The sequence below is a fragment of the Paracoccus sp. P2 genome (assembly GCF_046335115.1).
GTDB classification, from domain to species: domain Bacteria; phylum Pseudomonadota; class Alphaproteobacteria; order Rhodobacterales; family Rhodobacteraceae; genus Paracoccus; species Paracoccus pantotrophus.
In genome coordinates this window covers 49,002-70,211 of record NZ_JBGOSN010000012.1, presented here as the reverse complement: position 1 = coordinate 70,211, position 21,210 = coordinate 49,002, and the positions used below count along the sequence as shown (strand labels likewise).

The following is a 21,210-nucleotide window of genomic DNA, read 5'->3' as shown; positions in this document are numbered from 1 at the left end:
AGCATGAACATGATGGCCGACACCACCACCGACACCTATCTGCGCATCAAGGGCGCGGGCAAGACCTATCCCTCGCAGCACGGGCCCGTCGTCGCGCTCAGCGACATCAACCTGGACGTGCGCCCGGGCGAGTTCCTCAGCATCGTCGGGCCCAGCGGCTGCGGCAAGAGCACGCTGCTGAAATGCCTGGCCGGGCTGGAAAACATCACCTCCGGCGGCATCACCGTTTCCGGCAAGCCGCTGTCCGGCCCGCCGGACCGCATGGGCGTGGTGTTCCAGCGCGACGTCCTGCTGGACTGGCGCACCATCCTGGACAACGTGCTGTTGCAGGCCGAGTTCCTGGGCCATCCGCGCGAGCAATACCGCGAACGCGCCCTGCAGCTGCTGGAACGCTTCGGGCTGAAAGGCTATGAAAAGCGCCACCCCTGGGAGCTGTCGGGCGGCATGCGGCAGCGCGCCTCGATCTGCCGGGCGCTGCTTTGCGATCCCGACCTTCTGCTGATGGACGAGCCTTTCGGCGCGCTGGACGCGATGACCCGCGACGACCTGAACGTCGAGCTGGCCCGGATGTGGCAAGAGACGAACAAGACGGTGATCTTCATCACCCATTCGATTTCCGAGGCGGTCTTCCTGGCCGACCGCGTGGTGATGATGTCGCGCACGCCCGGCCGTATCGTCGATGTCTTCGACGTGGACCTGCCCCGGCCGCGCCCGCTGTCGGTGCGCGAATCCGATGCCTTCGGCGTCTATGCCCAGCGTATCCGCCACCATTTCGCCGAATTGGGAGTGCTCAAGGAATGAAGAACAGCCTCATCGCAAAAATCATGCGGGACAACCGCTCGCTGGACATCGTCCTGGTGCTTCTGGGAACCATCCTGCTGTGGGAGCTGGGGTGCGGCTCTTCAATCCGCCGGCGATCATCCTGCCCGCCCCTTCGGCGATCTGGGCCGCTTTCATGCAAAGCCCTTGGGTGTTCATCCGCAACATGCTTTACACGCTGATGACCACCGGCCTGGCCTTCGCCATTTCCGTGGTGCTGGGCGTGGTCATGGCGGTGGGCATCGTGCAGTCGAAATTCCTTGAGCGTACGGTCTATACGCTGCTCATCGCCATCAACTCGGTTCCCAAGGTGGCGCTGGCGCCGCTGTTCGTGATCTGGCTGGGCACCGGCATGTCGTCGCAACTGGCGGTGGCGGTGATGTTGGCGATCTTTCCCATCGTCATCAACACCGTCCTGGGCCTGCGCTCGGTCGATCCCGACATGCTGAACCTCGCCAAGGCGACGCGGGCCTCGAAATTCGACATCATCTACAAGATCCGGGTGCCGAACGCCCTGCCTTCGCTGTTTTCCGGCATGAAGGTCGGCATCTCCTTCGCGCTGGTCGGCGCCATCGTCGGAGAGTTCGTCGCCGGCGGCCGCGGCCTGGGCTTCCTGGTCCTGACCGCGCAGGGCCAGTTCGACACCACGCGGGTCTTCGTCTCGCTGGTGCTCTTGGGGGTGATGGGCACGATCCTGTTCTATGCCGTCGACGTGATGGAGCGGATCGCCCTGCCCTGGCACAGCTCGCAACGCCAGCCTAATGCCTGAGCACTTAGGGGGGCTTGCTGCCCCCCTTTTTCCGACCGATGCGATCCAATCGGGAATGAAGCCTCTGACCCGGCCCGGAGCCGCGGCGTCAGGCTAGGCCACTAGCCCAGCACGCCGCCAGCAATCGCCGCGCCTCGCGGCGGCGGGCCTGCATCTCGGGATCGGGATCCAGGCCAGCGGCCAGCAGCGCCTGGGTACAGGGCTGGCGCGGCCCTCGAACACCAGACGCACCGGACCCGGCGCGACGGCCTTGCCACGCTGCATGACCATGACGTGATCGGCGAAATCGCGCACCACCGGCAGGATATGGCGAAAGATGATCCGCCCCGAGGATGCGCCCAGGACGCGGGCGGCCGAAACGAACATGCTCTGCTTGACCTCCAGCACCTCGGCGCGGGTGGTGCGCAGATAGACCGGAATGCGGGTGATCAGCCAGGACGATGATCAGGTTCAGCACCGAGGGGCCAGGGATACAGAGCACGATCACCGCGATCAGCAGCGACGGGAAGGACATGATCATGTCGGCCAGCCGCATGATGACCTGGCTGACCCGCGGCCCGGCATGGCCCGCAACCAGCCCAAACGCCGATCCGATGTCGGCCGAGAACAGCACCGCGCCGGCGGCGACCGTCATGGTGTTCCGGGTGGCGACGATGATCCGCGCCAGCCGCGGACGGCCAAGCGCATCGGCGCCCATGATCCACAGCCAGCCGCGCTCCCATTCGAAGGGCGGGCATTGCGGCCGCGCAGGTTCTGCTTCTGTGCCCCGCATCCAGCCATGACGGGCCGATGATCGCCAGCGCCATGACCATGATCGCCGCCAGCACCACGTTGAAATCACGTTGCAGGATAGCGTCGATCATCAGCTTGCCGACGCCGGGGAAGCCGAAGATCGTCTCGGCCACGACGGCCCCGTTCAGCAGCGCCGCCGCCTGGTCGCCGATCACGGTGACGACCGGCAGCATGGCGTTGCGCAGGGCGTGGACGATGGGGGGCGAACGCGCCCCCTGGGCGCGGGCGGTCTTTACCTAGGCCGAGGACAGGGCCGAGATCATCGAGCCGCGCACCGCCTGCACGATCAGGTTAAAGGGCCGGATGAACAGCACGGCGATCGGCAGGATCCGGTGCCAGACGGTACCGGTGCCGGATGTGGTCAGCCAGCCCAGGCCCACCGAGAACACCACGAAGGCGACGATGGCGACCCAAAAATCCGGCCCCGAGGCCCCGATCAGCGAAGTCAGCGGGGCGATGCGGTCAAACAGGCCGCCCGCCCGGAACGCAGCCAGCAAGCCGACGGCGATGACCACGACTGCGACCGCGACCGCGACCAGGGTCATGGTGATGACCGCCGGTTGCAGGGTCCAGACGAAGGCCTCCAGCACCACGTCGATGGCGGGACGGGCACGGCGGATCGAGGCGCCGAAATCCAGGTGCAGCGGATCCCAGACATGGCGGCCGAATTGCGTCAGCAGCGGATCGTTGAACCCGTGCAGCTGGCGAAATTCCTCGCGCATCTGTTCGGTCGCATCGACCGGCAGGAACAGCGACGCGGAATCGCCGGTCAGGCGGGACAGGAAGAACACCATCACCACCGGACCCAACAGGGAGACCAGGCTGGCAAAGGCCCGCTTGCGGATGAAACTCGACATGGAACGCTCCTGTCAAAAGGCGGGCCGGGCGGGGACGCGCCCCGCCCGGCGGCGGCTCATTTGAAGGCGATCCCGCCAAGGGGCAGCGACGAGGTGGCGGACATGTTCGGCCTCCACTCCAGGCACGGCGCGACACGGACAAAGCGGACCGAATGGAACAGCAACACGTCGGCGACCACATCGTCATGCAGATAGGCTTGCAGTTCCGACCAGAGCTCGGCGCGCTCCTCGCCTGTCGCGGCCGAGGCGCGGGCGATCAGGTCGTCCGCCTTGGGGTCGCTGATGCCCGATTGCAGGCCGCCGGAGGCATATTTGAAGAACAGGGTAAAGGACGGGTCGCCCTTGGAATTGTCATGCATCGCCGTCGCCATCATCGGACCGCGGTCGGTCGGATAGGGCTTGGAATACAGCTTCTGGAACTCGGCGATCTCATAGAATTGCAGATCGACGTTGAAGCCCCCTCGTGCAGCTGCTGCTGGATCGCCTCCATCACCTCGGTGAGGTTGGGGAAGTTGCCGGGGCGTGCCACCAGCGTCATCTTGGTATCGACCGGCACGCCATCGGCCCCGGCTTCCTCCAGCAGCTGTCTGGCGCCCTCGGGGGCATATTTCCGGGACTGCACCTCCTCGTTCCAGCCCAGGGTGGGCGGCGGGAACAGCGCGGTCGCCAGCAGCGTGCCTTCGGGCAGCAGGGTGCCGATGAACGCCTCGCGATCGATGGCCATGCTCAGCGCCTTGCGCACGCGCAGGCCGTTGATCGGCGGCATCGAGTGATCCAGGCTGATACAGATCGCCTCGCTGTCCAGATACGAGAAGTCGGCCCGGGTTGGTCGCATCCGGGGCGGCAATCGAGGGGGCGATATCCGCCTCGCCGGCCGCGATCATGGCGGCGCGCACGGCCGGATCGGTGCGGAACAGATAGGTCGTCTCGCTGACGGCAGGCTTGTCACCCCAGTAGCCCTCGCGCTCGGCCAGGACGATCTGCTGGCCGGGGGTCCAGTCCCTCAGCACATAGGGGCCGGTGCCGACGGGCGCGCGGGTGAATTCGATCGGGGTTCCCTCGGGGACGATCAAGTCCAGCGACAGCAGCGGCAGGATCGGCTGGACCGGATCGGCCTTGAAGTCGATGGCATGGTCGTCGACCACTCCGGCGCTGACGGTCATGCCGCCGAAATAACGCTTGGCCTCGCAGGTGATCTGGTCGCTCATCACCCGGTCGAAGGAATGCTTCACGTCCCTGGCATCGAAGGGGGTGCCGTCCGAGAAGGTCACACCCTGGCGCAGCTCGAACCGCCAACTGCCGTCGGGCAGCTGTTCCCGGCTTTCGGCCAGTTTCGGCTGCAATCCGCCGCAGCCGCCCACATCGAGATAGGTCAGCGTTTCGCTGATGTTCTGCAACAGCGCCGCGCCGATGGTCGATTGCGTGGACATGCAGGGCTCCAGCAGGTCCACATCCTCGGCCATGACGATCCTGACGGCCCTGTCCTCCTGCCCATGGCCGCCGCGGTCAGGCAGGTCGCCAGCAGCAGCCCTCCCAGCATTGCGGTCTTGCGGATCACGATCTTTCCTCCCAGAGGCAGTTCATCGATGTTCAGCGAAAGCCATGCGGCAGGAGCAGCGGATGCGCGCCAGCAGTCGCAGGCGCCGGGGTGCCGCGGGGCGATCTGGACGATCCCGCAAGCCTGTCCGGCGCCGCCGACCTGCTGGTGCAGGCCACGCCAGGCGATGCTTCTGACCGGCGGCGCCGCAGCCGAGGCCGTGCTGGCCGAAATGAGCGCGGGCGGCGCTGGAGTTGCGCGGGGAATGCCTGCCGGTCGCCTTTGCCGGGGACCGCTGCATCATTGCGAAATCAGGCGGCTTCGGCGATGAAAAAACCCTTGCCACCATTCTGGCGATGTGTCGGGGCGAGTAGTGATGCCAGCAGTGGAAAAGACCGCACGGAAAAGCCTTGGCGAAATCGTCTATGAACGTATGGAGCGCGCGATCAAGTCCGGCTCCTACAAACCGGACGAGCGGCGGCCGAGTTCGAGGTCTCGCACCGCATCATCCGCGATGCGCTGAAACCTCTGCGCTAACACGGGCTGATCTATTCGCGCCGTGGTGCGGGCAGTTTCGTGCGCGCGATCGGGCTTAAGCAGCCGCTGGGCTTTGGCCCGTTGAAAACGTCCCGGACCTGCTCAGCTGCTATGAATCCCGCCTGACGCTGGAACCCTCAGCCGCCGTATTCGCGGCCGAACGCCATGACCCGCAAGCCCTGGCGCAGATCCGCGACGCGCTGGAGCATAGGCGCGACGCGACCAATCCTCAGGTCCATCGAGAGGATGCGGATTTCCAGTTCCACCTCGCCATCGCCATCGCAGCGGAGGACAGCTATTTCTCGACCGCGATGGCGGCCCTGAAGGACCATATCACCGTGGGGATGCGCTTTCACGGCGTGTCGGTCAAGCGCGAGGCCAGCGGGCTGAGCCGCGTCTTCGACGAACATTTCGCGATCTTCGAGTCGATTCGGCAAAGACACGTGCAGCAGGCCCACGATCTCATGCATGCCCACCTGTCAGAATCGCGCGACCGGCTGTCCGAGAAGAAGGAGCCGGCCCAGGCAATGAACGCGGGCTAGCCCCCAGGATGCGGCATCAGGAGCCTACGACCTTGGGCTCAAGCAGCGCGCGCGCGGCCGCCTTGGCCGCAGCGGTGATCTCTTCGCCGGCGAGCATGCGGGCGATTTCCTCGATGCGCTGGCTGGCGGTCAGCGCAGCGACGTTCGAGGTGGTCATGCCGCCCGCGACCGATTTCGCCACTCGGAAATGATGCCCGCCAAGCGCCGCGACCTGCGGGCTGTGGGTGACGACCAGCACCTGCGCGCCCTCGGCCAGCCGCGCCAGGCGACGGCCGACCGCATCGGCGGTGGCGCCGCCGACGCCGCGGTCGATCTCGTCGAAGATCAGCACCAGCGCGTCATTGCCGCGCGCCAGGCAGACCTTGAGCGCCAGCAGGAAGCGCGACAGCTCGCCGCCCGAGGCGATGCGGTCCAGCGGCCCGGCCGGGGCGCCGGGATTGGTGGCGACGGTGAAGGCCACGGCATCGCAGCCCTCGGGGCCCGGCTCGGCCGCGGAAAGCCGGGTCTCGAAGACCGCCCGCTCCATCTTCAGCGGCGCGAGTTCGGCCGCCATCGCGGCATCGAGCCGCTTGGCGGCCGCGGCGCGCTGCTCCGACAGGGCCGCCGCGGCCGCGCCATAGGCGGCGTCGGCCGCCGCCACGGCCTCGCGCAGGCGCGCCAGGTCGCCTTCGCCCGCGTCGATCCGGCCCAGCCGGGCCCGCAAGGCATCGGCCAGCCCTGCCAGGTCGTCGGCCAGCACATCGTGCTTGCGCGCCAGCGCCCGCAACGCGAACAGCCGCTCCTCGGTCGTCTCCAGCTCGCGCGGGTCGAAATCCATCGCCTCCAGCGCCGCCTCGACGCCCGAGACCGCCTCGCCCAGCTCAATCAGCGCCCGCTGCAGCGCGGCGGCGGACGCCTCCAGCCGGCCCTCGGCCCGCTCGGCGGCACCGTCGAGCCAGCGCGCGGCATCCAGCATCGCGCCCTCGGCCCCTTGCGGCCCCAGGGCCTGCAAGGCCCGCGCCACGTCCTCGCGGATGCGTTCGGCGCCCTGCATGGCACGGCGGCGCGTGTCCAGCTCCGCCTCCTCGCCCGACTGCGGATCGAGCTTGTCGAGTTCGGCCACGGCATGGCGCAGGAAATCCTCTTCGCCCTTCGCCGCCGCCAGCGCCGCTTCGGCCCGTTCCAGCGCCGCGCGCGCCTCGCGCCGGGCGGCCCAGGCAGCACGGACCGGCCCCAGGTCCACCCCGGCAAAAGCATCCAGCAGCAGCCGGTGGCCGCGCGGGTTCAGAAGGCCGCGGTCGTCATGCTGGCCATGCAGCTCGACCAGCAGTTCCGAAAGCGTGCGCAAGACCTCGCCCGAGGCGCGGCGGTCGTTGATCCAGCCGGTCTTGCGCCCGTCCCCGGCATTCACCCGGCGGATGATCAGCTCGTCCGAGACCGGAAAGCCCGCCTCGTCCAGCAGGGTGCGGGCGGGGTGGCCGGGCGGCAGGTCGAAGACCGCCGTCACCTCGCCCTGGCTTGCGCCGGCGCGCACCAGATCGGCGCGGCCGCGCCAGCCCAGCACGAAGCCCAGGCAGTCGAGCAGGATCGATTTGCCCGCCCCCGTCTCGCCGGTCAGCACGTTGAGGCCCGGCCGGAACTCCAGTTCCAGCCGGTCGATCAGCAACATGTCGCGGATGTCGAGATGCCGCAGCATCGCCGGGCTACAGCCACTTGCCCTGGATGACCTGGCGATAGACCCGCGTCAGCCAGCTGTCGCCGCGCGCTTCGGCCTGCAGGCCGCGGCCGCGCAGCTGCGCAAAGGCATCCTGGTAGAAGGGCGAGGACTGGAAGTTGTGGCCCAGGATCGCGCCCGCCGTCTGTGCCTCGTCGTTCAGGCCGAGCGCCAGATAGGCCTCGACCAGGCGCATCAGCGCCTCGGGGGTGTGGGTGGTGGTCTGGAACTCCTCGACCACGACGCGGAAACGGTTGATCGCCGCGGTGTAATGCCCACGCTTGAGGTAGTAGCGGCCGATCTCCATCTCCTTGGCGGCAAGATGGTCGAAGGCCAGGTCGAATTTCAGGATGGCCGAGCGGGCATATTCGGTGTCGGGATATTGCTCGATCACCTCGCGCAGCGCCTGGAGCGCCTGGAAGGTCAGGCCCTGGTCGCGGCCGACCTCGTCGATCTGGTCGTAATAGCTGAGCGCCAGCAGGTATTTCGCATAGGCCGCGTCCTCGTCGCCCGGATAGGTGTCGATGAAGCGCTGCGCGGCGCCGCGCGCCTCTTCGTAGTCGCGGGCACGGTGATAGGCATAGGCCTGCATGATCAGCGCGCGCTTGGCCCATTCGGAATAGGGGTAAAGCCGCTCGACTTCGGAGAAATACTGCACCGCATCCTTGGGGCGGCGGGAATTCTCCAGCTCGTATTCGCCGCGCTTGTAGATCTGTTCGGCGGTGAAATTCTCGAATGATTCGGGCTTTTTCCCCGCACCGCCCGAACAGCCCGCCAGCAGGCCCAACGACAGCACAGCCGCGACCAAGGAACCCGATCTGATGCCTGTCATTCCATCCCGCCCGTCAGAAATTCACGTTCCCGCATGGGCAGAAGGCCCGCGCGGCCCGGCCGTCCTAGCACAGAAAATCGGGCTGCGCAAAATGCCAAAACGGCTAAACCGGCGCAGGGCCGCCACCTTCAGGCGACGGCCAACTGGCGGTTGCGAGGGGCGAGGCGCGCGGCCGAGGCGATCACCCCGGCGCCGGGCAGACGGCTTTCCATCGCCGGGGTCAGCGTGACCCATTCCCAGGCCTCCGGCTGGGCGAAAAGCGCGCGCAGCAGCTTGTTGGTCATGGCATGGCCGGCGCGGTGGCCGGTATAGCGCGCCAGGAGCGGCGCACCGGCCAGCGCCAGGTCGCCCACCGCGTCCAGCATCTTGTGACGCACGGCCTCGTCGCGGTGGCGCAACCCGCCCGGCGACAGCACCCGGTCGCCATCCACGACCACCGCGTTCAGATAGGTGCCGCCAAGCGCCAGCCCGTTCCGCTGCATCTGCACCACATCGGCCTGGCGGCAGAAGGTGCGGCTGTCCATCAGCTCGTGCACGAAGCTGCCATTTGCCATGTCGAGGTGCTTTTCCTGGCGGCCGATCGCCGCGTCGACGAAGTCGATGTCGAAATGGATCTCCAGGTGGTCGGCGGGCGAGAGGCGGGCGAAAGCCTCGCCCTGCCGCACCTCGACCTCGCGCAGCACGCGGATCGCGCGCAGCGGCGCCGCCTGCCGGCGCAGGCCGGCTTCCAGGATGCCCTGCACGAAAGGCGCCGAGGAACCGTCGAGAATCGGCACTTCCGGCCCGTTCACCTCGACCACGGCATTGTTGATGCCGGTGCCCGACAGCGCGGCCATCACATGCTCGACCGTCGAGACGGTGGCGCCGCGGCCGTTGTCCAGCAGGGTGCAAAGCTGCGAGGGGGTGACATGGTCCCAGCGCGCCGGGATCCGGGCGCCCCCCAGGTCGGTGCGCACGAAGACGATGCCGTGATCCGCCGGCGCCGGCAGGATCGTCAGCCGCACGGCCGCACCCGAATGCAGTCCGACGCCGCGGAACTGGGCTTTCTGAGCGATGGTGGTCTGCATGGTCTTGCCTGCCGATTCTTGTGAACTGAGCGTGCCACGGCAAGAAATCCGCGGCGCAAGGATCAGTTAGGCATCCCCCGCCGATTGCTCAAATAACCTTTTGTAACGGGGTGAAACAATCGGCCGCGGCTTGCGCCCCGCCCCCCACCTGCATCGGTAACGCCATGATCAAAAATGAAAAAAGGACCGCCGAAGCGGTCCTTCACGAAGTCGTCGCCGGAAATTTGTGATCGGCTCAATTCGCCTGGCGGCGCAGGAAAGCCGGGATTTCGACATTGTCGCCGCCCCGGTCGGGGCTGGCCAGATCGTCGAAACCGGCGTCGAAACCGCCGCGGTTGCGGGCCGCGACGCGCTCGTTCACGCGTTCGGCGATGGTCGAGGGCGCGGGCTTGTCCGCCTGCTCGCCATGGCCCGAGATGCGTTCCAGCATCCGGCTGAGCCCGCCCATGCGGCCCTGGGCGCGGCCCTGCTCGGCGGGCTGCTGCTGGGCGGCGCGATTCTGGGCCGCGGCCTGGCGCTCGGGCGCCTTCTGCACGGCAGCGGCCAGGCGCTGCATCACCGCATCCGAAGGCGTGCCGGCCGGGGCCTGCGGGCGGGTGGGCGCGACGAAGCCGCCCGCATCGCCGTTCAGCGCGTCGCTGGGCGCGGCGGGCTGGCGCAGGTCCGGCTGATAGGCCGGACGCGGCATGTCGTCCTCGTCATAGCGTGCCGCCGGAGCCGAGGGCTGGACGCGCGCCGCCGGGGCGGGCTCGACCAGGGGCGCGGCGCGGCGCGGCGGAACCGGCAGCTCTTCCTCGACGGGCTTTTGCGCGACGGGCGGGTGCTGGGTCAGCGGCTCCTTCATGCCGCGGCGCGGCACGGGCAGCTCGGCCGCCGAGGCGTCGATGCCGGTGGCCACCACCGAGACGCGGATCGAGCCTTCCATCGACGGGTCCAGCGTCGAGCCGACGATGATGTTGGCGTCGGGATCAACCTTCTCGCGGATCTTCTCGGCCGCCTCGTCCATCTCGAACAGCGTCAGGTCGTAGCCGCCGGTGATGTTGATCAAGACGCCCTTGGCGCCGTTCAGGCTGATCTCGTCCAGCAGCGGGTTGGCGATGGCCTTCTCGGCGGCCTGCACGGCGCGGTTCTCGCCCGAGGCCTCGCCGGTGCCCATCATCGCCTTGCCCATCTCGTCCATCACCGCGCGCACGTCGGCGAAGTCCAGGTTGATCAGGCCCGGACGCACCATCAGGTCGGTCACGCCCTTGACGCCCTGGTAGAGCACGTCGTCGGCCATGGCGAAGGCTTCGGTGAAGGTGGTCTTTTCGTTGGCCAGCCGGAACAGGTTCTGGTTCGGGATGATGATCAGCGTGTCCACGACCTTCTGCAGGGCCTCGACGCCCTCCTCGGCCTGGCGCATGCGCTTGGTGCCTTCGAACTGGAAGGGCTTGGTCACGACGCCGACGGTCAGGATGCCCATCTCGCGCGCGGCCTGGGCGATGATCGGGGCGGCGCCGGTGCCGGTGCCGCCGCCCATGCCGGCGGTGATGAAGCACATATGCGCGCCCATCAGGTGATCGACGATGTCCTCGATCGTCTCCTCGGCGGCCTTGGCACCGATCGAGGGCTTGGCGCCAGCGCCCAGCCCCTCGGTCACTTTCGGGCCGATCTGGATGCGGCTTTCGGCCTTGGAGGATTGCAGCGCCTGGGCGTCGGTATTCGCCACGACGAACTCGACCCCCTCCAGCTGCTTGTCGATCATGTTGTTGACCGCATTGCCACCCGCGCCACCGACGCCGAAGACGGTAATGCGCGGCTTCAGTTCCTGGTCATCATTCAGCATCAGGTGAATCTGCCGTTCCATCTCTCGCCTGCCTTCATCTGTTGCGCCGGACATAAGCGCAGTCCGGTCGAATCCCCGTATACCGGCCAGCCTAGCCAGATTCGCGCCGAGCGTCACCCGAAAAACACAGTTCGCACACCAAATATCGCGGTGGGCGCTGGTGTTTTCGGCGGCATCTTGCCCATTCTGCTGCATGTGGTGGAGGCGCCCGCCCACACCACCGCATCCGGGTTCCGCGCCCCTACCAGTTGTTGCGGAACCAGCGATAGGCCCGGCGCAGGCTGCGCGCCGGATAGTGCTCGGCGGGCATGTCGAAATCCCACCATTCGTCCTGCGGATGCGCCGTCAGCAGCGCCAGTCCGATGGCCGAGGAAAAGCCCGGCGCGGTCGCGTTATGCGGCAGGCCCTGGATGCGCAGCGGCCGGCCGATGCGCACGTTCTGCCCCAGCATGCGCGCGGCCAGCGCATCGAGCCCCGGAATCTGGCTGCCGCCGCCGGTCAGCACGATCTGGCGCGAGGGCATGCAGTCGAAGCCGGCCGCGCCCAGGATCTCGCCCACCTTTTCCAGGATCTCCTCGACCCGCGGGCGCATGATGCCGATCAGGTCGGCGCGGCTGACGCTGCGGCGGTCGGTGTCCCAGTCGCCGGTCTCGCCGCCCAGCTCGATCATCTCGCGGTCGTCGCGGCCGGTGGCCTCCAGCCCGCCATGCAGGGTCTTGAGCCGCTCGGCCACGGCATGGCTGACGCGCAGCCCCTTGGCGATGTCCTGGGTGATCAGCTCGCCGCCGAAGCGGACGGCATCGGCAAAGATCATGTGCTTCTTGATGAAGACCGAAACCCCGGTGGTGCCGCCGCCCAGGTCGATGCAGGCGGCGCCCAGCTCCTGTTCGTCCTCGACCAGCGCGGCAAGGCCCGAGGCGTATGAGGCCGAGGCCACGCCCGCCAGTTCCATGTCGCAGCGCCGGATGCAATGCACCAGGTTGCTGGCCGCATCGCCGTCGATGGTCAGCACATGCATGTCGCAGGCCAGCCGGCTGCCCGACTGGTCGCGCGGGTCCGACAGGCCCGAGCGGCCGTCCAGCGCAAAGTTCACCGGCTGGGCGTGCAGCACCTCGCGCCCGCGGCCGAAATCGGGCACCTCGCAGGCGGCCAGGACACGGGCCACGTCGCCCTCGCCGACCTTGCCGGCGGGCAGCACGATCTCGCCGGCCAGGCCATAGCTGGCCGGGCGCGCGCCCGAGATGCAGGCGATGACGTGATCGACGCGCACCCCCGCGACCTTCTGCGCCGACTGGATCACGGTGCGGATGGCGCGCTCGGTCTCGGCCATGGTCTCGATCTCGCCGTAGCGCATCCCGCGCGCGCGGGTGGTGGCGGTGCCGATGACGCGGAAATTCGACTGGCCGGCCATGGGGCCGACGCCGTCGGTCTCGCGGAACTGGCTCGGGCCGTCGAATTGCAGCACCAGGCAGGCGATCTTCGAGGTTCCGATGTCCAGAACCGCGATGACGCCGCGCTGCATGGCCTGGCGGCGCATGTTCCGCATTGCCCGCTGGCCCTGATACAGATCCTTCATCTCACCTGCCTCCTTTGCGCTGTCAGCCGCTTTTCCGCGCGGTCTTTGCCGCCTTGCCCGCCGTCGCCCCCGCCGCGGCGTCGGGCGGCAGCGGCAATCCGTCCGCGCCCAGTTCCGGCTGGCCGCGGGCGCGGCGGATGGCGTTCTGCGCCTCCAGCCCCAGCCGCACCACGGGCCGCGCCTCCTGCCGCAGGTCGACGACCGAAAGGTCGCGGTCCAGCATGTGCAGCGCGCGGTCCAGCGCGATGGCGCGCTCCAGCGCCTGCAGCGCCTTGTCCTCGGGCAGCTTGATACGCTGGCCGCGGTCCAGCACCACGTCCCAGCGCCGCTCGCCCATGCGCTCCAACCCGCGCAGCCGCGGCAGGATCGGCCCGGCGGCATCGATCAGCGCCAGCGCCTCGGCCGCGGCGCGGTCGGCGCCCTCGCCGGCGACGATGGGCAGGTCGCCCCGCACCTCGCGCCCCGTGACCGAGGCGACGCGGTGCCCGGTCTTGTCCAGCAGCTCGATGCCGCGGGCATGGCGCCACAACAGGGCCGGCACCCGTTCGGTCACGACGGCCGACAGCACCCCCCCCGGCTTGATGCGCAGGTCCACCGCCTCGACGGCATCCAGCTTCAGCACTCGCTCGCGCAGCTTTTCCAGGTCGATGTCAAAGCTCGAGGCCGGCAGGTCCACCGGCAGCATGGCGCGCAGCCCCTTGTCCACCGCGGGCGAGGCGCCCTCGATGGTCATCATCCTGACCATGAATTCGTCGCGGTGCTGGATGCGGTCCACGATGGCGTCGATGCCGCCGGTCAGGTTGGCGCGGCGCGTGTCGTCCGACAGCCAGATCCCCGCCACCAGCGCCGCCAGAAAGGCGGGCAGGCCGACATGCACCAGCCGCCGCACCAGCGGCCGCAGCATCATCCGGTTCAGCCGGTAGGCCAGGCGCGAGGGCGCGGGATCCTTGCGCGGCGTGCGCGGCGCCACCGGGGCGGGACGCGCGGGTGCGGGACGCACCGGCGCCGGCCGCCCGCCCGGCCCCTGGCCGCGGTGAAAGGGGTTCAGGCCCTGCATAGCGCCTCCTCGACGATCCAGCGGCAAAGCGCGGGAAAGTCCATGCCGGCATGGGCCGCCTGCTCGGGGGCAAGCGAGGTGGGGGTCATGCCGGGCTGGGTGTTCACCTCGAGGATAATCAGCCCGCCCAGCCCGCGGCTTTCGTCCCAGCGGAAATCGGTGCGGGTCAGCCCGCGGCAACCCAGCGCCCGATGCGCCCGCACGGCCTGGTCGCGGCAGGCGGCGGCGATTTCCGGCGGGATCTCGGCGGGGATGACATGGCGCGAGCCGCCGGGCTTGTATTTGGCGTCGTAGTCGTACCAGCCCTCGGTCACGATCTCGGTCACGCCAAGCGCGCGGTCGCCCAGCACGGCCACGGTCAGCTCGCGCCCCGGCGCATAGGTTTCCACCATGACCCGCGCGGGCATCCGGTCGGAAAGCTGCGGCGGGCCGTTGGCGGCCTCGTGCACGATATAGACCCCGACCGAGGAGCCCTCGTCGTTCGGCTTGACCACATAGGGCGGCGCCATGACGTGACGGGCGCGCACCTCGGCGGCATCGGCGATCAGGCTGTCCAGCACCGGCAGGCCGGCAAGGCGCAGGATCTCCTTGGCGCGGGACTTGTCCATGGCCAGCGCCGAGGCCAGCACGCCGGAATGGGTATAGCGCCAGCCCAGCCATTCCAGCAGGCCCTGCACGCAGCCATCCTCGCCCCAACGGCCATGCAGGGCGTTGAAGACCACGTCCGGCGCATGTTCGGCCAGACGCGCGGGCAGATCCCTGCCCGCATCCAATTCGACGACTTCATAGCCCGCCTGCCGCAGCGCAACCGCGCATTCACGCCCCGACGAGAGCGAAACCTCGCGCTCGGCCGAGGGTCCGCCCATCAGGACTGCGACTTTCGGGGCCGACCTGCTCGACCTGCCCGCCAATGTTCTGCCTCATGTTCCCCGGTTGATCCGGGTAATTATGCGGTCAGGATAGCCGCTTGGGCGGAATCGCAAAAGTCCCTTTTCGCGTCTTGCGCGATATTTCCGGCGATGACGGCGGGTTACGGCCGGTTCCTAGGGCTGGCCTACGCGGATGACTTCCCATTGCAGCTCGTGCCCGCTGGCCTCGCGCACGCGGGCGCGCACCAATTCGCCCAGGGCCTCCAGCTCGGCGGCGGTGGCGCCATCGGCGTTCAGCAGGAAATTGGGGTGCTTTTCCGACATCTGCGCCCCGCCCAGGCGGTGGCCGCGCAGGCCGGCAGCGTCGATCAGCGACCAGGCCTTCAGCTCGTGGCTGTCATCCGCCCGCCCGGTCGAGGAAAACCCGGCCGGGTTGCGAAAGGTCGAGCCGGCGCTGCGTTCGCGCGTGGGCTGGCTCGCATCGCGGCGCGCCAGCTGTTCCTCCATCCGCGCGGCCAGTCCCGCGGGATCGCCCGGCGCGGCGCGAAAGCGGGCCTCGGTCACGACCCAGCCCTCGGGGATCTCGGAATGACGATAGGCCAGACGCAGGTCTGCGGCCGCGATCTCGTGCAGGCTGCCGTCGCGGGCCACGGCCCGGACCGAGATCAGGTGGTCGGCGACATAGCTGCCATAGCAGCCCGCGTTCATCCGCACCGCCCCGCCGATGCTGCCCGGAATGGTGCGCAGGAAGGTCAGGTCCAGCCCCGCCTCGGCGGCGCGGCGCGCGACATGGGCGTCCAGCGCCGCCGCGCCCGCGGTGACGATGCCGCCCTCGCAGGAGATGCCATTGAAGCCGCGTCCCAGCCGGATCACCACGCCGCGGATGCCGCCGTCGCGCACGATCAGGTTCGAGCCGNACCCTGCCCCCCCCCCCCCCCCGCGCCCGCGGTGACGATGCCGCCCTCGCAGGAGATGCCATTGAAGCCGCGTCCCAGCCGGATCACCACGCCGCGGATGCCGCCGTCGCGCACGATCAGGTTCGAGCCGACGCCCATGGCAAAGACCGGCAGCGCCGGGTCAAGGCCGCGCAGGAAATCCGCCAGATCCGCTTCGTCCGCTGGCTGGAACAGCCAGTCGGCCGGCCCGCCGACCCGCAGCCAGGTCAGATCGGCAAGGGCTCGGTTCGGGGTCAGGGCGCCGCGGGGCGTGGGAGGCGTCTGGGTCATGGCGCGGTGGTTAATCAGCCTTGCGCGCGCCGTCAATCCGGCCCGCATGGCACAACCGCTTTCCGGCGCGGTTCGCCAGGGTTCCGGCTGCGGCCCGCCGAGACGCGCCGCGCCTCTAGCGCAGCCCGTCCACCGGGGCCGGAGGCACGGGCTGGGTCACAAGATGGCTCTTGCGCTTTTCGTAAAAGGCATTGCCCCCTGCAACCAGGACGTAATGCATGTTGCCATAGGAGAAGCGATGATCCTTCTGGTGGAAGAACATGGCATTGCCGATCCCCGGCTGCCTTTCGCCGCGCAGGACCGCGATCGCGGCCTCGCGCACCGCCGGCAGGGATTTCGAATCCATCCGCCGGGTCAGGACGCCCGGCGCGAACTGGCCCTTTTGCCCGACCACGCCGCAGACCGTGTTGGGATAGCCCTGCGCCCGGACGCGGTTCATGACCACGTTGCCGACGGCGATCATGCCGTCGCGGCTCGAACGGTTCGCTTCGAAATAGATCACCCGCTCCATGCATTCCAGCTCGCTCATTCCGCCGCGGCCGCAGCCGGCAAGCCCGGCCAGGGCAAGCGCCAGCATCGCGCCCAGACCCGCCCGCGCCCGGACCCGCATCCTGGTTTCCGTCACCGTCATCCCGCCCCCCTTTCTCGTCCCGTCTCCGGCTATTCCAGCGCGCTGAGGATTACCGCCAGCGCGGCGAAGCAGCCAAGCCCGACGATGTCCCAGGGCCGCGCGAACGGTGCGCGCATGCCTGCCGTCGGCCGCAAGCGGTCGTAAATCCAGCGCAGCAGCGCGCCCGCGACCAGACCTCCCGCCGCGATCAGCAGCAAGAGTGACAGCAGCGCGCCGATGATGCCGGCCAGATAGCCGCCGCCGGTCTTGCCATCGCCGATCAGATAGCAAAGCCAGGCCGCGCCGAGCAGCAGGGCCAGTTCGGCCCCCAGCACCCGGAACGAGCGGGCAGCGGCGCGCCGGATGCCGATGGCGGCGGCCAGCGCCACCGTGACGAGGACGATCAGCCATGCCGCGATCATCGCCGGCGGTTCCTAGCGCAGGCCGCGCTGCGTCAGCGCGCGCCGGCGACGGCGCGGATCGAAGGGCGGCCAGACCAGCAGCGACAACCCCAGCGCCAGGAACAGCACGCCGAAGCCGGGCCCGCAGAGATAGGTCATCCAGCCCAGCACCGGCACGCCGCACAGCACCAGCGCCCAAAGCGCCGAATGGCGCCAGCGCAGCCGCAGAAAGGGCAGAAGGCAGGCCATCACGCCCCAAAGCAGGGCGCAAAGCGCCGCGGTGGCGGGATGGCTGGCCAGCGCGATCACGCGGCCTTCTCCGTCAGCCGCTCGGGCAGGTTGTTGGCCCAGGCCGAGATGGTGCCGGCGCCCAGGCAGACCACCATGTCGCCCGGCCGCGCCTGTTCGCGCACCAGCCGCTCCAGGTCGCCCTCGTCCATTACCGCGCGGGCGTGGCGGTGGCCATGCGCGATCAGCCCGGCGACCAGGTCGTCGCGCGAGGCGCCGGGGATCGGCTCTTCGCCCGCGGAATAGACCTCGGCGATGGCGACGACATCGGCCTCGTTGAAACAGGTGCAGAAATCGTCGAACAGGTTGGAAAGCCGGGAATAGCGATGCGGCTGATGCACGGCGATCACCCGGCCCCTGGTCGCCTGGCGCGCGGCCTTCAGCACCGCCGCGATCTCGACCGGGTGATGGCCGTAATCGTCGATGATGGTCACGCCGTTCACTTCGCCCACGCGGGTAAAGCGGCGGCTGACCCCGCCGAAGCGCGCCAGCGCCTCGCGGATCTGGGCACGCTTCATGCCCAGGTGGCGGGCGACGGCCACCGCGGCCAGCGCGTTCGAGACGTTGTGATCGCCCGGCATCGGCAGGGTGCAGCCCTCGATCACCGGCACCTCGCCGTCGTTCAACTCGGCCTCGCCTCGCAGGGCGATGTCGAAATGCGCCACGCCGTTTTCATAGCGCAGGTTGATCGCGCGCACGTCGGCCTGGGCGTTGAAGCCGAAGGTGGCGACGCGACGGTCGGAGAGCTTGCCGACCAGCGACTGCACCTCGGGGTGGTCGGTGCAGCAGACGGCAAGGCCGTAGAAGGGGATGTTCGAGACGAAATCCTGGAAGCCCTTGCGCAGCGCATCGAAGCTGCCCCAATGCTCCATATGCTCGGGGTCGATATTGGTCACGATGGCGATGGTCGCGGGCAGGCGGTTGAAGCTGCCGTCCGATTCGTCGGCCTCGACCACCATCCATTCGCCGGCGCCGGCGCGGGCGTTCGAGCCGTAAGCGTGGATGACGCCGCCGTTGATCACCGTCGGATCGAAGCCCCCCGCATCCAGCAGCGTCGCGACCATGGTGGTGGTCGTGGTCTTGCCATGGGTGCCGGCGATGGCGACATTGGATTTCAGCCGCATCAGCTCGGCCAGCATCTCGGCCCGGCGCACGACGGGCAGGCCGCGGCGGCGGGCCTCCTCAAGCTCGGGGTTGCCCTTCTTGATGGCGGTCGAGATCACCACCACGCCGGCTTCGCCAATGTTTTCAGCACGTTGTCCTTCGAAGACGGTGGCGCCCAGCGCCTGCAAGCGGTCGGTGATCTTCGAGCGTTTCGCGTCAGAACCCTGCACCTGGTAGCCCAGCGTCATCAGCACCTCGGCGATGCCGGACATGCCGATGCCGCCGATGCCGACGAAATGGATGGGGCCAAGCTCGCCCGGAAGTTTGGTCGCTGCGTTCATCGGGTCAGTTCCGTCACTAGATCTGCAAGGCGCTGCGCCGCGTCGGGGCGGGCAAGCGTTAGCGCGGCAGCGGCCATGGCGGTGGCGCGGGCGCTGTCGGAAAGGATGTCCCGGATGTCGCGCCTCAGGCTCTCGGCGTCAAGCACGGATTCGGGCAAAAGGATCGCCGCGCCGGATTCCGCAAGGGCACGGGCATTGGCGGTCTGGTGGTCGCCGGTCGCCGCGGCATAGGGGATCAGGATCGCCGGGCGGCCGATCACGGTGATGTCGGCGATGGACGATGCCCCGGCCCGGCTGACGGCCAGCTGGGATTCGGCCAGCCGCCGGGGCACGTCGTCGAAGAAGGGCCGGACCTCGGCATCGACGCCGGCCGCGGCATAGGCGGCGGTGACGCGCGCGCCATCCTCGGCACGGGCCTGGTGGCTGACCGACAGGCGGGCGCGCATCTCGTCGGGCAGGCCGGCGATGGCCTCGGGCACCATGTCGGACAGCACGCGCGCGCCCTGGCTGCCGCCGATGACCAGCAGGCGCAGCGGGCCCTCGCCCGGCGGCATATAGGGCGCGCCGGCGCGGTCCAGCACCGCTTGGCGCACCGGGTTGCCGGTATGGATGCCCTGCACGCCGGCCGGCAGCCGGGTCGGCCAGGTGCCGCAGGCCACGCGGTCCACCCGGCGGGCGAAGGCCATGTTCACCCGGCCCATGATGCCGTTCTGCTCGTGGATCATGCGCGGGATGCGCAGGACCAGCGCCGCCGACATGGCGGGGATGGTCGGATAGCCGCCGAAGCCCACCACCACGGCCGGACGGTCGGCCCGCATCCGGCGCATGGCCGAAAGCACGCCCGCGCCGATGCGGAAGGGCACGGCGAGCTTGGCCAGCGCCCCCCCGCGCGCGGTGGTGGCGGAGCTGACCACCTCGCGCGCGACCTCGGCCGGGAAGGCGCCGGCATAGCGCGCGCCGCGTTCGTCGGTGGACAGCTTCACCCGCCAGCCCTGCGCCAGCAGCACCTCGGCCAGCGATTGCGCCGGGAACATGTGGCCGCCGGTGCCGCCGGCAGCGATCAGGCAAAGCGGGGCCGCGCTCATCCCCGGCCCCGGCCCAGCACGTCGCCGATGCGGCCCTGCGGGCGCGAGCGGGTCAGCGCCAGCAGCATCCCCATGGCGATGCCCGAGGCGATCACCGACGAGCCGCCATAGCTGACGAAGGGCAGCGTCATGCCCTTGGCCGGCAGAAGCCGCACCGCCACGCCCATGTTGATCAGCGCCTGCACGCCGAAGGCGCAGGCCAGCCCGGTGCCGGCGATGCGGGCAAAGGGATCGCGCTCGCCTTGAAGCCGCAGAAGCGAGCGGATGACGATGGTGGCGTAAAGCGCGATGATGATCAGCACCAGGATCAGCCCGTATTCCTCGGCCGCAACGGCGATGATGAAATCGGTATGGGCGTCGGGCAGCGACCACTTGACCGAGCCCTCGCCCACGCCGACGCCGAAGAAGCCGCCCTCCTGGATGGCGTTGGTGGCATAGCCCAGCTGGGTGCGCGGATCGACCTCGGCCGCAAGGAAACCGTTGATGCGGCGGGCGAAATGCTCGGATGCGCCATAGGCGAAGACGCCGCCGACACAGGCCAGCCCCATCACACCGCCCAGAAGGTAAAGCGGCGCGCCGGCGATGAAATACATCACGCACCAGGAAAACAGCACCAGCGAGGCCTGGCCGAAATCGGGCTGCATGGCCAGAAGCAGCACCACGACCACCGCGAGCCCGAAGGAGAAGGACTTGCCGGGCGGGCCGCCGACCTCCTGGCTTGCGGCCATGAACCAGGCGCAGATGGCGACGAAGCAGGGTTTCAGGAACTCGGAAGGCTGCACCGACATGCCGCCGGGCAGGCGCAGCCAGCGCACCGCGCCCTTGCCGAAATCGGTGCCGATGAAGGGCAGCGCCATCAGCACCACCAGCGCGACCAGAAAACCCAGCACGCCGATCCGCCGCACCATCCTGGGCGAGAAGGTCGAGATCACCAGCATTGCCGCCAGCGCCATGGCGCCGAAGACCGCCTGGCGGGTGACGTAATAGAATTGCGGCAGGCCGTTCTTTTCGGCCAGGGGCACCGAGGCCGCCAGGCCCAGCAGCAGCCCGACCGCGAACAGTCCCAGCACGCAGGCCAGGGACCATCGGTCCAGCGTGCGCCACCAGCGTGGAAGAATCGGGTCACCTGCCCGCAAGGGCGTGGTGCCAAAGACCATCTCGGTCATGGGTTACCGCCGTCACTGCCTCGTTTGCATCGCCCGTTTGCCGGGTCTGGGCGGAAGCATAGCGCGATTGGCCGTGGCGCGCTACTGCGGATTGAGTGACGTGGTGGCAGCCCGGATCACATCGTGCGGAAGACGGCCGGGTTTCGCACCCCGCCGCCCCGCCTTCTCCGTTCTTCAAATACCCGACGGCAACCGCGCGGCCGGGCGCGGCGGCGGA

20 protein-coding genes and 3 pseudogenes are annotated in these 21,210 nt (G+C 68.9%); 3 read left to right on the top strand and 20 right to left on the bottom strand.

Annotation, left to right across the window (positions count from 1 at the left end):
- Nucleotides 1-3 precede the first annotated feature (3 nt).
- Together ACDP63_RS09990 and ACDP63_RS09985 are read left to right on the top strand one after the other, a co-directional pair.
- A complete protein-coding gene (locus tag ACDP63_RS09990) occupies nucleotides 4-801 on the top strand; it encodes an ABC transporter ATP-binding protein (protein ID WP_024843506.1) in 798 nt (265 codons plus the stop codon).
- 91 nt (nucleotides 802-892) lie between these two features.
- On the top strand, nucleotides 893-1,588 hold the full coding sequence (locus ACDP63_RS09985; protein ID WP_409928012.1) for an ABC transporter permease: 696 nt from the start codon (nucleotides 893-895) through the stop codon (nucleotides 1,586-1,588).
- Between the two features lie 93 nt (nucleotides 1,589-1,681).
- Here ACDP63_RS09985 and ACDP63_RS09980 read toward each other — a convergent pair whose 3' ends face one another.
- The 5 genes and pseudogenes from ACDP63_RS09980 to ACDP63_RS09960 form a co-directional block, all read right to left on the bottom strand.
- Nucleotides 1,682-1,975, bottom strand: a complete 294-nt coding sequence (locus tag ACDP63_RS09980) for a hypothetical protein (RefSeq protein ID WP_409928011.1) — start codon at nucleotides 1,973-1,975, stop codon at nucleotides 1,682-1,684.
- 41 nt (nucleotides 1,976-2,016) lie between these two features.
- Entirely contained in the window at nucleotides 2,017-2,565 is a 549-nt protein-coding gene (locus ACDP63_RS09975; protein WP_330950472.1) for an ABC transporter permease, read from the bottom strand.
- A gap of 51 nt (nucleotides 2,566-2,616) precedes the next feature.
- Nucleotides 2,617-3,237, bottom strand: a complete 621-nt coding sequence (locus ACDP63_RS09970; RefSeq protein ID WP_409928010.1) for an ABC transporter permease — start codon at nucleotides 3,235-3,237, stop codon at nucleotides 2,617-2,619.
- Between the two features lie 370 nt (nucleotides 3,238-3,607).
- Nucleotides 3,608-4,003: an ABC transporter substrate-binding protein gene (locus tag ACDP63_RS09965; RefSeq protein WP_409928017.1), complete on the bottom strand. Its 396-nt coding sequence runs from the start codon at nucleotides 4,001-4,003 to the stop codon at nucleotides 3,608-3,610.
- A 124-nt stretch (nucleotides 4,004-4,127) separates the two neighbouring features.
- Nucleotides 4,128-4,667: pseudogene (locus ACDP63_RS09960) on the bottom strand (ABC transporter substrate-binding protein); the annotation flags it as partial.
- Nucleotides 4,668-5,409: 742 nt separating this feature from the next.
- Here ACDP63_RS09960 and ACDP63_RS09955 point away from each other — a divergent pair.
- On the top strand, nucleotides 5,410-5,853 hold the full coding sequence (locus ACDP63_RS09955; protein WP_197029485.1) for a FadR/GntR family transcriptional regulator: 444 nt from the start codon (nucleotides 5,410-5,412) through the stop codon (nucleotides 5,851-5,853).
- Nucleotides 5,854-5,869: 16 nt separating this feature from the next.
- On the opposite strand, the gene recN is transcribed toward ACDP63_RS09955, so the two are convergent.
- The 15 genes and pseudogenes from recN to ACDP63_RS09880 all read right to left on the bottom strand — a co-directional run bounded on the left by recN (nucleotide 5,870) and on the right by ACDP63_RS09880 (nucleotide 20,993).
- On the bottom strand, nucleotides 5,870-7,528 hold the full coding sequence (gene recN, locus ACDP63_RS09950) for a DNA repair protein RecN (protein ID WP_024843502.1): 1,659 nt from the start codon (nucleotides 7,526-7,528) through the stop codon (nucleotides 5,870-5,872).
- Nucleotides 7,529-7,535: 7 nt separating this feature from the next.
- The gene (locus ACDP63_RS09945; RefSeq protein ID WP_024843501.1) at nucleotides 7,536-8,378 is read right to left on the bottom strand and encodes an outer membrane protein assembly factor BamD; all 843 of its coding nucleotides are present in this window, start codon (nucleotides 8,376-8,378) and stop codon (nucleotides 7,536-7,538) included.
- A gap of 128 nt (nucleotides 8,379-8,506) precedes the next feature.
- Complete coding sequence (gene lpxC, locus ACDP63_RS09940) at nucleotides 8,507-9,445, bottom strand: UDP-3-O-acyl-N-acetylglucosamine deacetylase (RefSeq protein ID WP_024843500.1); 939 nt, start codon at nucleotides 9,443-9,445, stop codon at nucleotides 8,507-8,509.
- Between the two features lie 235 nt (nucleotides 9,446-9,680).
- Nucleotides 9,681-11,291 (bottom strand): cell division protein FtsZ, encoded by a 1,611-nt coding sequence (gene ftsZ / locus ACDP63_RS09935; protein WP_024843499.1) that lies wholly within the window; start codon nucleotides 11,289-11,291, stop codon nucleotides 9,681-9,683.
- Between the two features lie 220 nt (nucleotides 11,292-11,511).
- A complete protein-coding gene (gene ftsA / locus ACDP63_RS09930) occupies nucleotides 11,512-12,846 on the bottom strand; it encodes a cell division protein FtsA (RefSeq protein WP_024843498.1) in 1,335 nt (444 codons plus the stop codon).
- A gap of 22 nt (nucleotides 12,847-12,868) precedes the next feature.
- The gene (locus ACDP63_RS09925) at nucleotides 12,869-13,903 is read right to left on the bottom strand and encodes a cell division protein FtsQ/DivIB (protein WP_024843497.1); all 1,035 of its coding nucleotides are present in this window, start codon (nucleotides 13,901-13,903) and stop codon (nucleotides 12,869-12,871) included.
- On the bottom strand, nucleotides 13,891-14,814 hold the full coding sequence (locus ACDP63_RS09920; protein ID WP_024843496.1) for a D-alanine--D-alanine ligase: 924 nt from the start codon (nucleotides 14,812-14,814) through the stop codon (nucleotides 13,891-13,893). Before ACDP63_RS09920 ends, ACDP63_RS09925 begins: the two co-directional genes overlap by 13 nt.
- A gap of 132 nt (nucleotides 14,815-14,946) precedes the next feature.
- Nucleotides 14,947-15,687: pseudogene (gene murB, locus ACDP63_RS09915) on the bottom strand (UDP-N-acetylmuramate dehydrogenase); the annotation flags it as partial.
- A gap of 36 nt (nucleotides 15,688-15,723) precedes the next feature.
- Nucleotides 15,724-15,998: pseudogene (locus tag ACDP63_RS09910) on the bottom strand (UDP-N-acetylenolpyruvoylglucosamine reductase); the annotation flags it as partial.
- 115 nt (nucleotides 15,999-16,113) lie between these two features.
- Nucleotides 16,114-16,608, bottom strand: coding sequence for a cell wall hydrolase (locus ACDP63_RS09905; protein WP_024843494.1), 495 nt, complete (start codon nucleotides 16,606-16,608; stop codon nucleotides 16,114-16,116).
- A gap of 50 nt (nucleotides 16,609-16,658) precedes the next feature.
- Nucleotides 16,659-17,030, bottom strand: coding sequence for a hypothetical protein (locus ACDP63_RS09900; RefSeq protein ID WP_024843493.1), 372 nt, complete (start codon nucleotides 17,028-17,030; stop codon nucleotides 16,659-16,661).
- Between the two features lie 12 nt (nucleotides 17,031-17,042).
- A complete protein-coding gene (locus ACDP63_RS09895) occupies nucleotides 17,043-17,318 on the bottom strand; it encodes a DUF2484 family protein (RefSeq protein WP_024843492.1) in 276 nt (91 codons plus the stop codon).
- On the bottom strand, nucleotides 17,315-18,742 hold the full coding sequence (murC, locus tag ACDP63_RS09890) for a UDP-N-acetylmuramate--L-alanine ligase (RefSeq protein WP_024843491.1): 1,428 nt from the start codon (nucleotides 18,740-18,742) through the stop codon (nucleotides 17,315-17,317). The genes ACDP63_RS09895 and murC overlap by 4 nt, the downstream gene beginning before the upstream one ends.
- Nucleotides 18,739-19,827, bottom strand: a complete 1,089-nt coding sequence (locus tag ACDP63_RS09885; protein WP_024843490.1) for a UDP-N-acetylglucosamine--N-acetylmuramyl-(pentapeptide) pyrophosphoryl-undecaprenol N-acetylglucosamine transferase — start codon at nucleotides 19,825-19,827, stop codon at nucleotides 18,739-18,741. Before ACDP63_RS09885 ends, murC begins: the two co-directional genes overlap by 4 nt.
- A complete protein-coding gene (locus ACDP63_RS09880; RefSeq protein WP_024843489.1) occupies nucleotides 19,824-20,993 on the bottom strand; it encodes a putative peptidoglycan glycosyltransferase FtsW in 1,170 nt (389 codons plus the stop codon). Before ACDP63_RS09880 ends, ACDP63_RS09885 begins: the two co-directional genes overlap by 4 nt.
- Nucleotides 20,994-21,210 lie beyond the last annotated feature (217 nt).

Excerpts from the sequence above, each read along its gene's own strand:
- ACDP63_RS09990 (WP_024843506.1), top strand. The coding sequence starts at position 4 with ATGAACATGATGGCCGACACCACCACCGACACCTATCTGCGCATCAAG.
- ACDP63_RS09970 (WP_409928010.1), bottom strand. The coding sequence starts at position 3,237 with ATGTCGAGTTTCATCCGCAAGCGGGCCTTTGCCAGCCTGGTCTCCCTG.
- ACDP63_RS09965 (WP_409928017.1), bottom strand. The coding sequence starts at position 4,003 with ATGCCGCCGATCAACGGCCTGCGCGTGCGCAAGGCGCTGAGCATGGCC.
- recN (WP_024843502.1), bottom strand. The coding sequence starts at position 7,528 with ATGCTGCGGCATCTCGACATCCGCGACATGTTGCTGATCGACCGGCTG.
- ACDP63_RS09945 (WP_024843501.1), bottom strand. The coding sequence starts at position 8,378 with ATGACAGGCATCAGATCGGGTTCCTTGGTCGCGGCTGTGCTGTCGTTG.
- lpxC (WP_024843500.1), bottom strand. The coding sequence starts at position 9,445 with ATGCAGACCACCATCGCTCAGAAAGCCCAGTTCCGCGGCGTCGGACTG.
- ftsZ (WP_024843499.1), bottom strand. The coding sequence starts at position 11,291 with ATGGAACGGCAGATTCACCTGATGCTGAATGATGACCAGGAACTGAAG.
- ftsA (WP_024843498.1), bottom strand. The coding sequence starts at position 12,846 with ATGAAGGATCTGTATCAGGGCCAGCGGGCAATGCGGAACATGCGCCGC.
- ACDP63_RS09925 (WP_024843497.1), bottom strand. The coding sequence starts at position 13,903 with ATGCAGGGCCTGAACCCCTTTCACCGCGGCCAGGGGCCGGGCGGGCGG.
- ACDP63_RS09905 (WP_024843494.1), bottom strand. The coding sequence starts at position 16,608 with ATGCGGGTCCGGGCGCGGGCGGGTCTGGGCGCGATGCTGGCGCTTGCC.
- ACDP63_RS09900 (WP_024843493.1), bottom strand. The coding sequence starts at position 17,030 with ATGATCGCGGCATGGCTGATCGTCCTCGTCACGGTGGCGCTGGCCGCC.
- murC (WP_024843491.1), bottom strand. The coding sequence starts at position 18,742 with ATGAACGCAGCGACCAAACTTCCGGGCGAGCTTGGCCCCATCCATTTC.
- ACDP63_RS09885 (WP_024843490.1), bottom strand. The coding sequence starts at position 19,827 with ATGAGCGCGGCCCCGCTTTGCCTGATCGCTGCCGGCGGCACCGGCGGC.
- ACDP63_RS09880 (WP_024843489.1), bottom strand. The coding sequence starts at position 20,993 with ATGACCGAGATGGTCTTTGGCACCACGCCCTTGCGGGCAGGTGACCCG.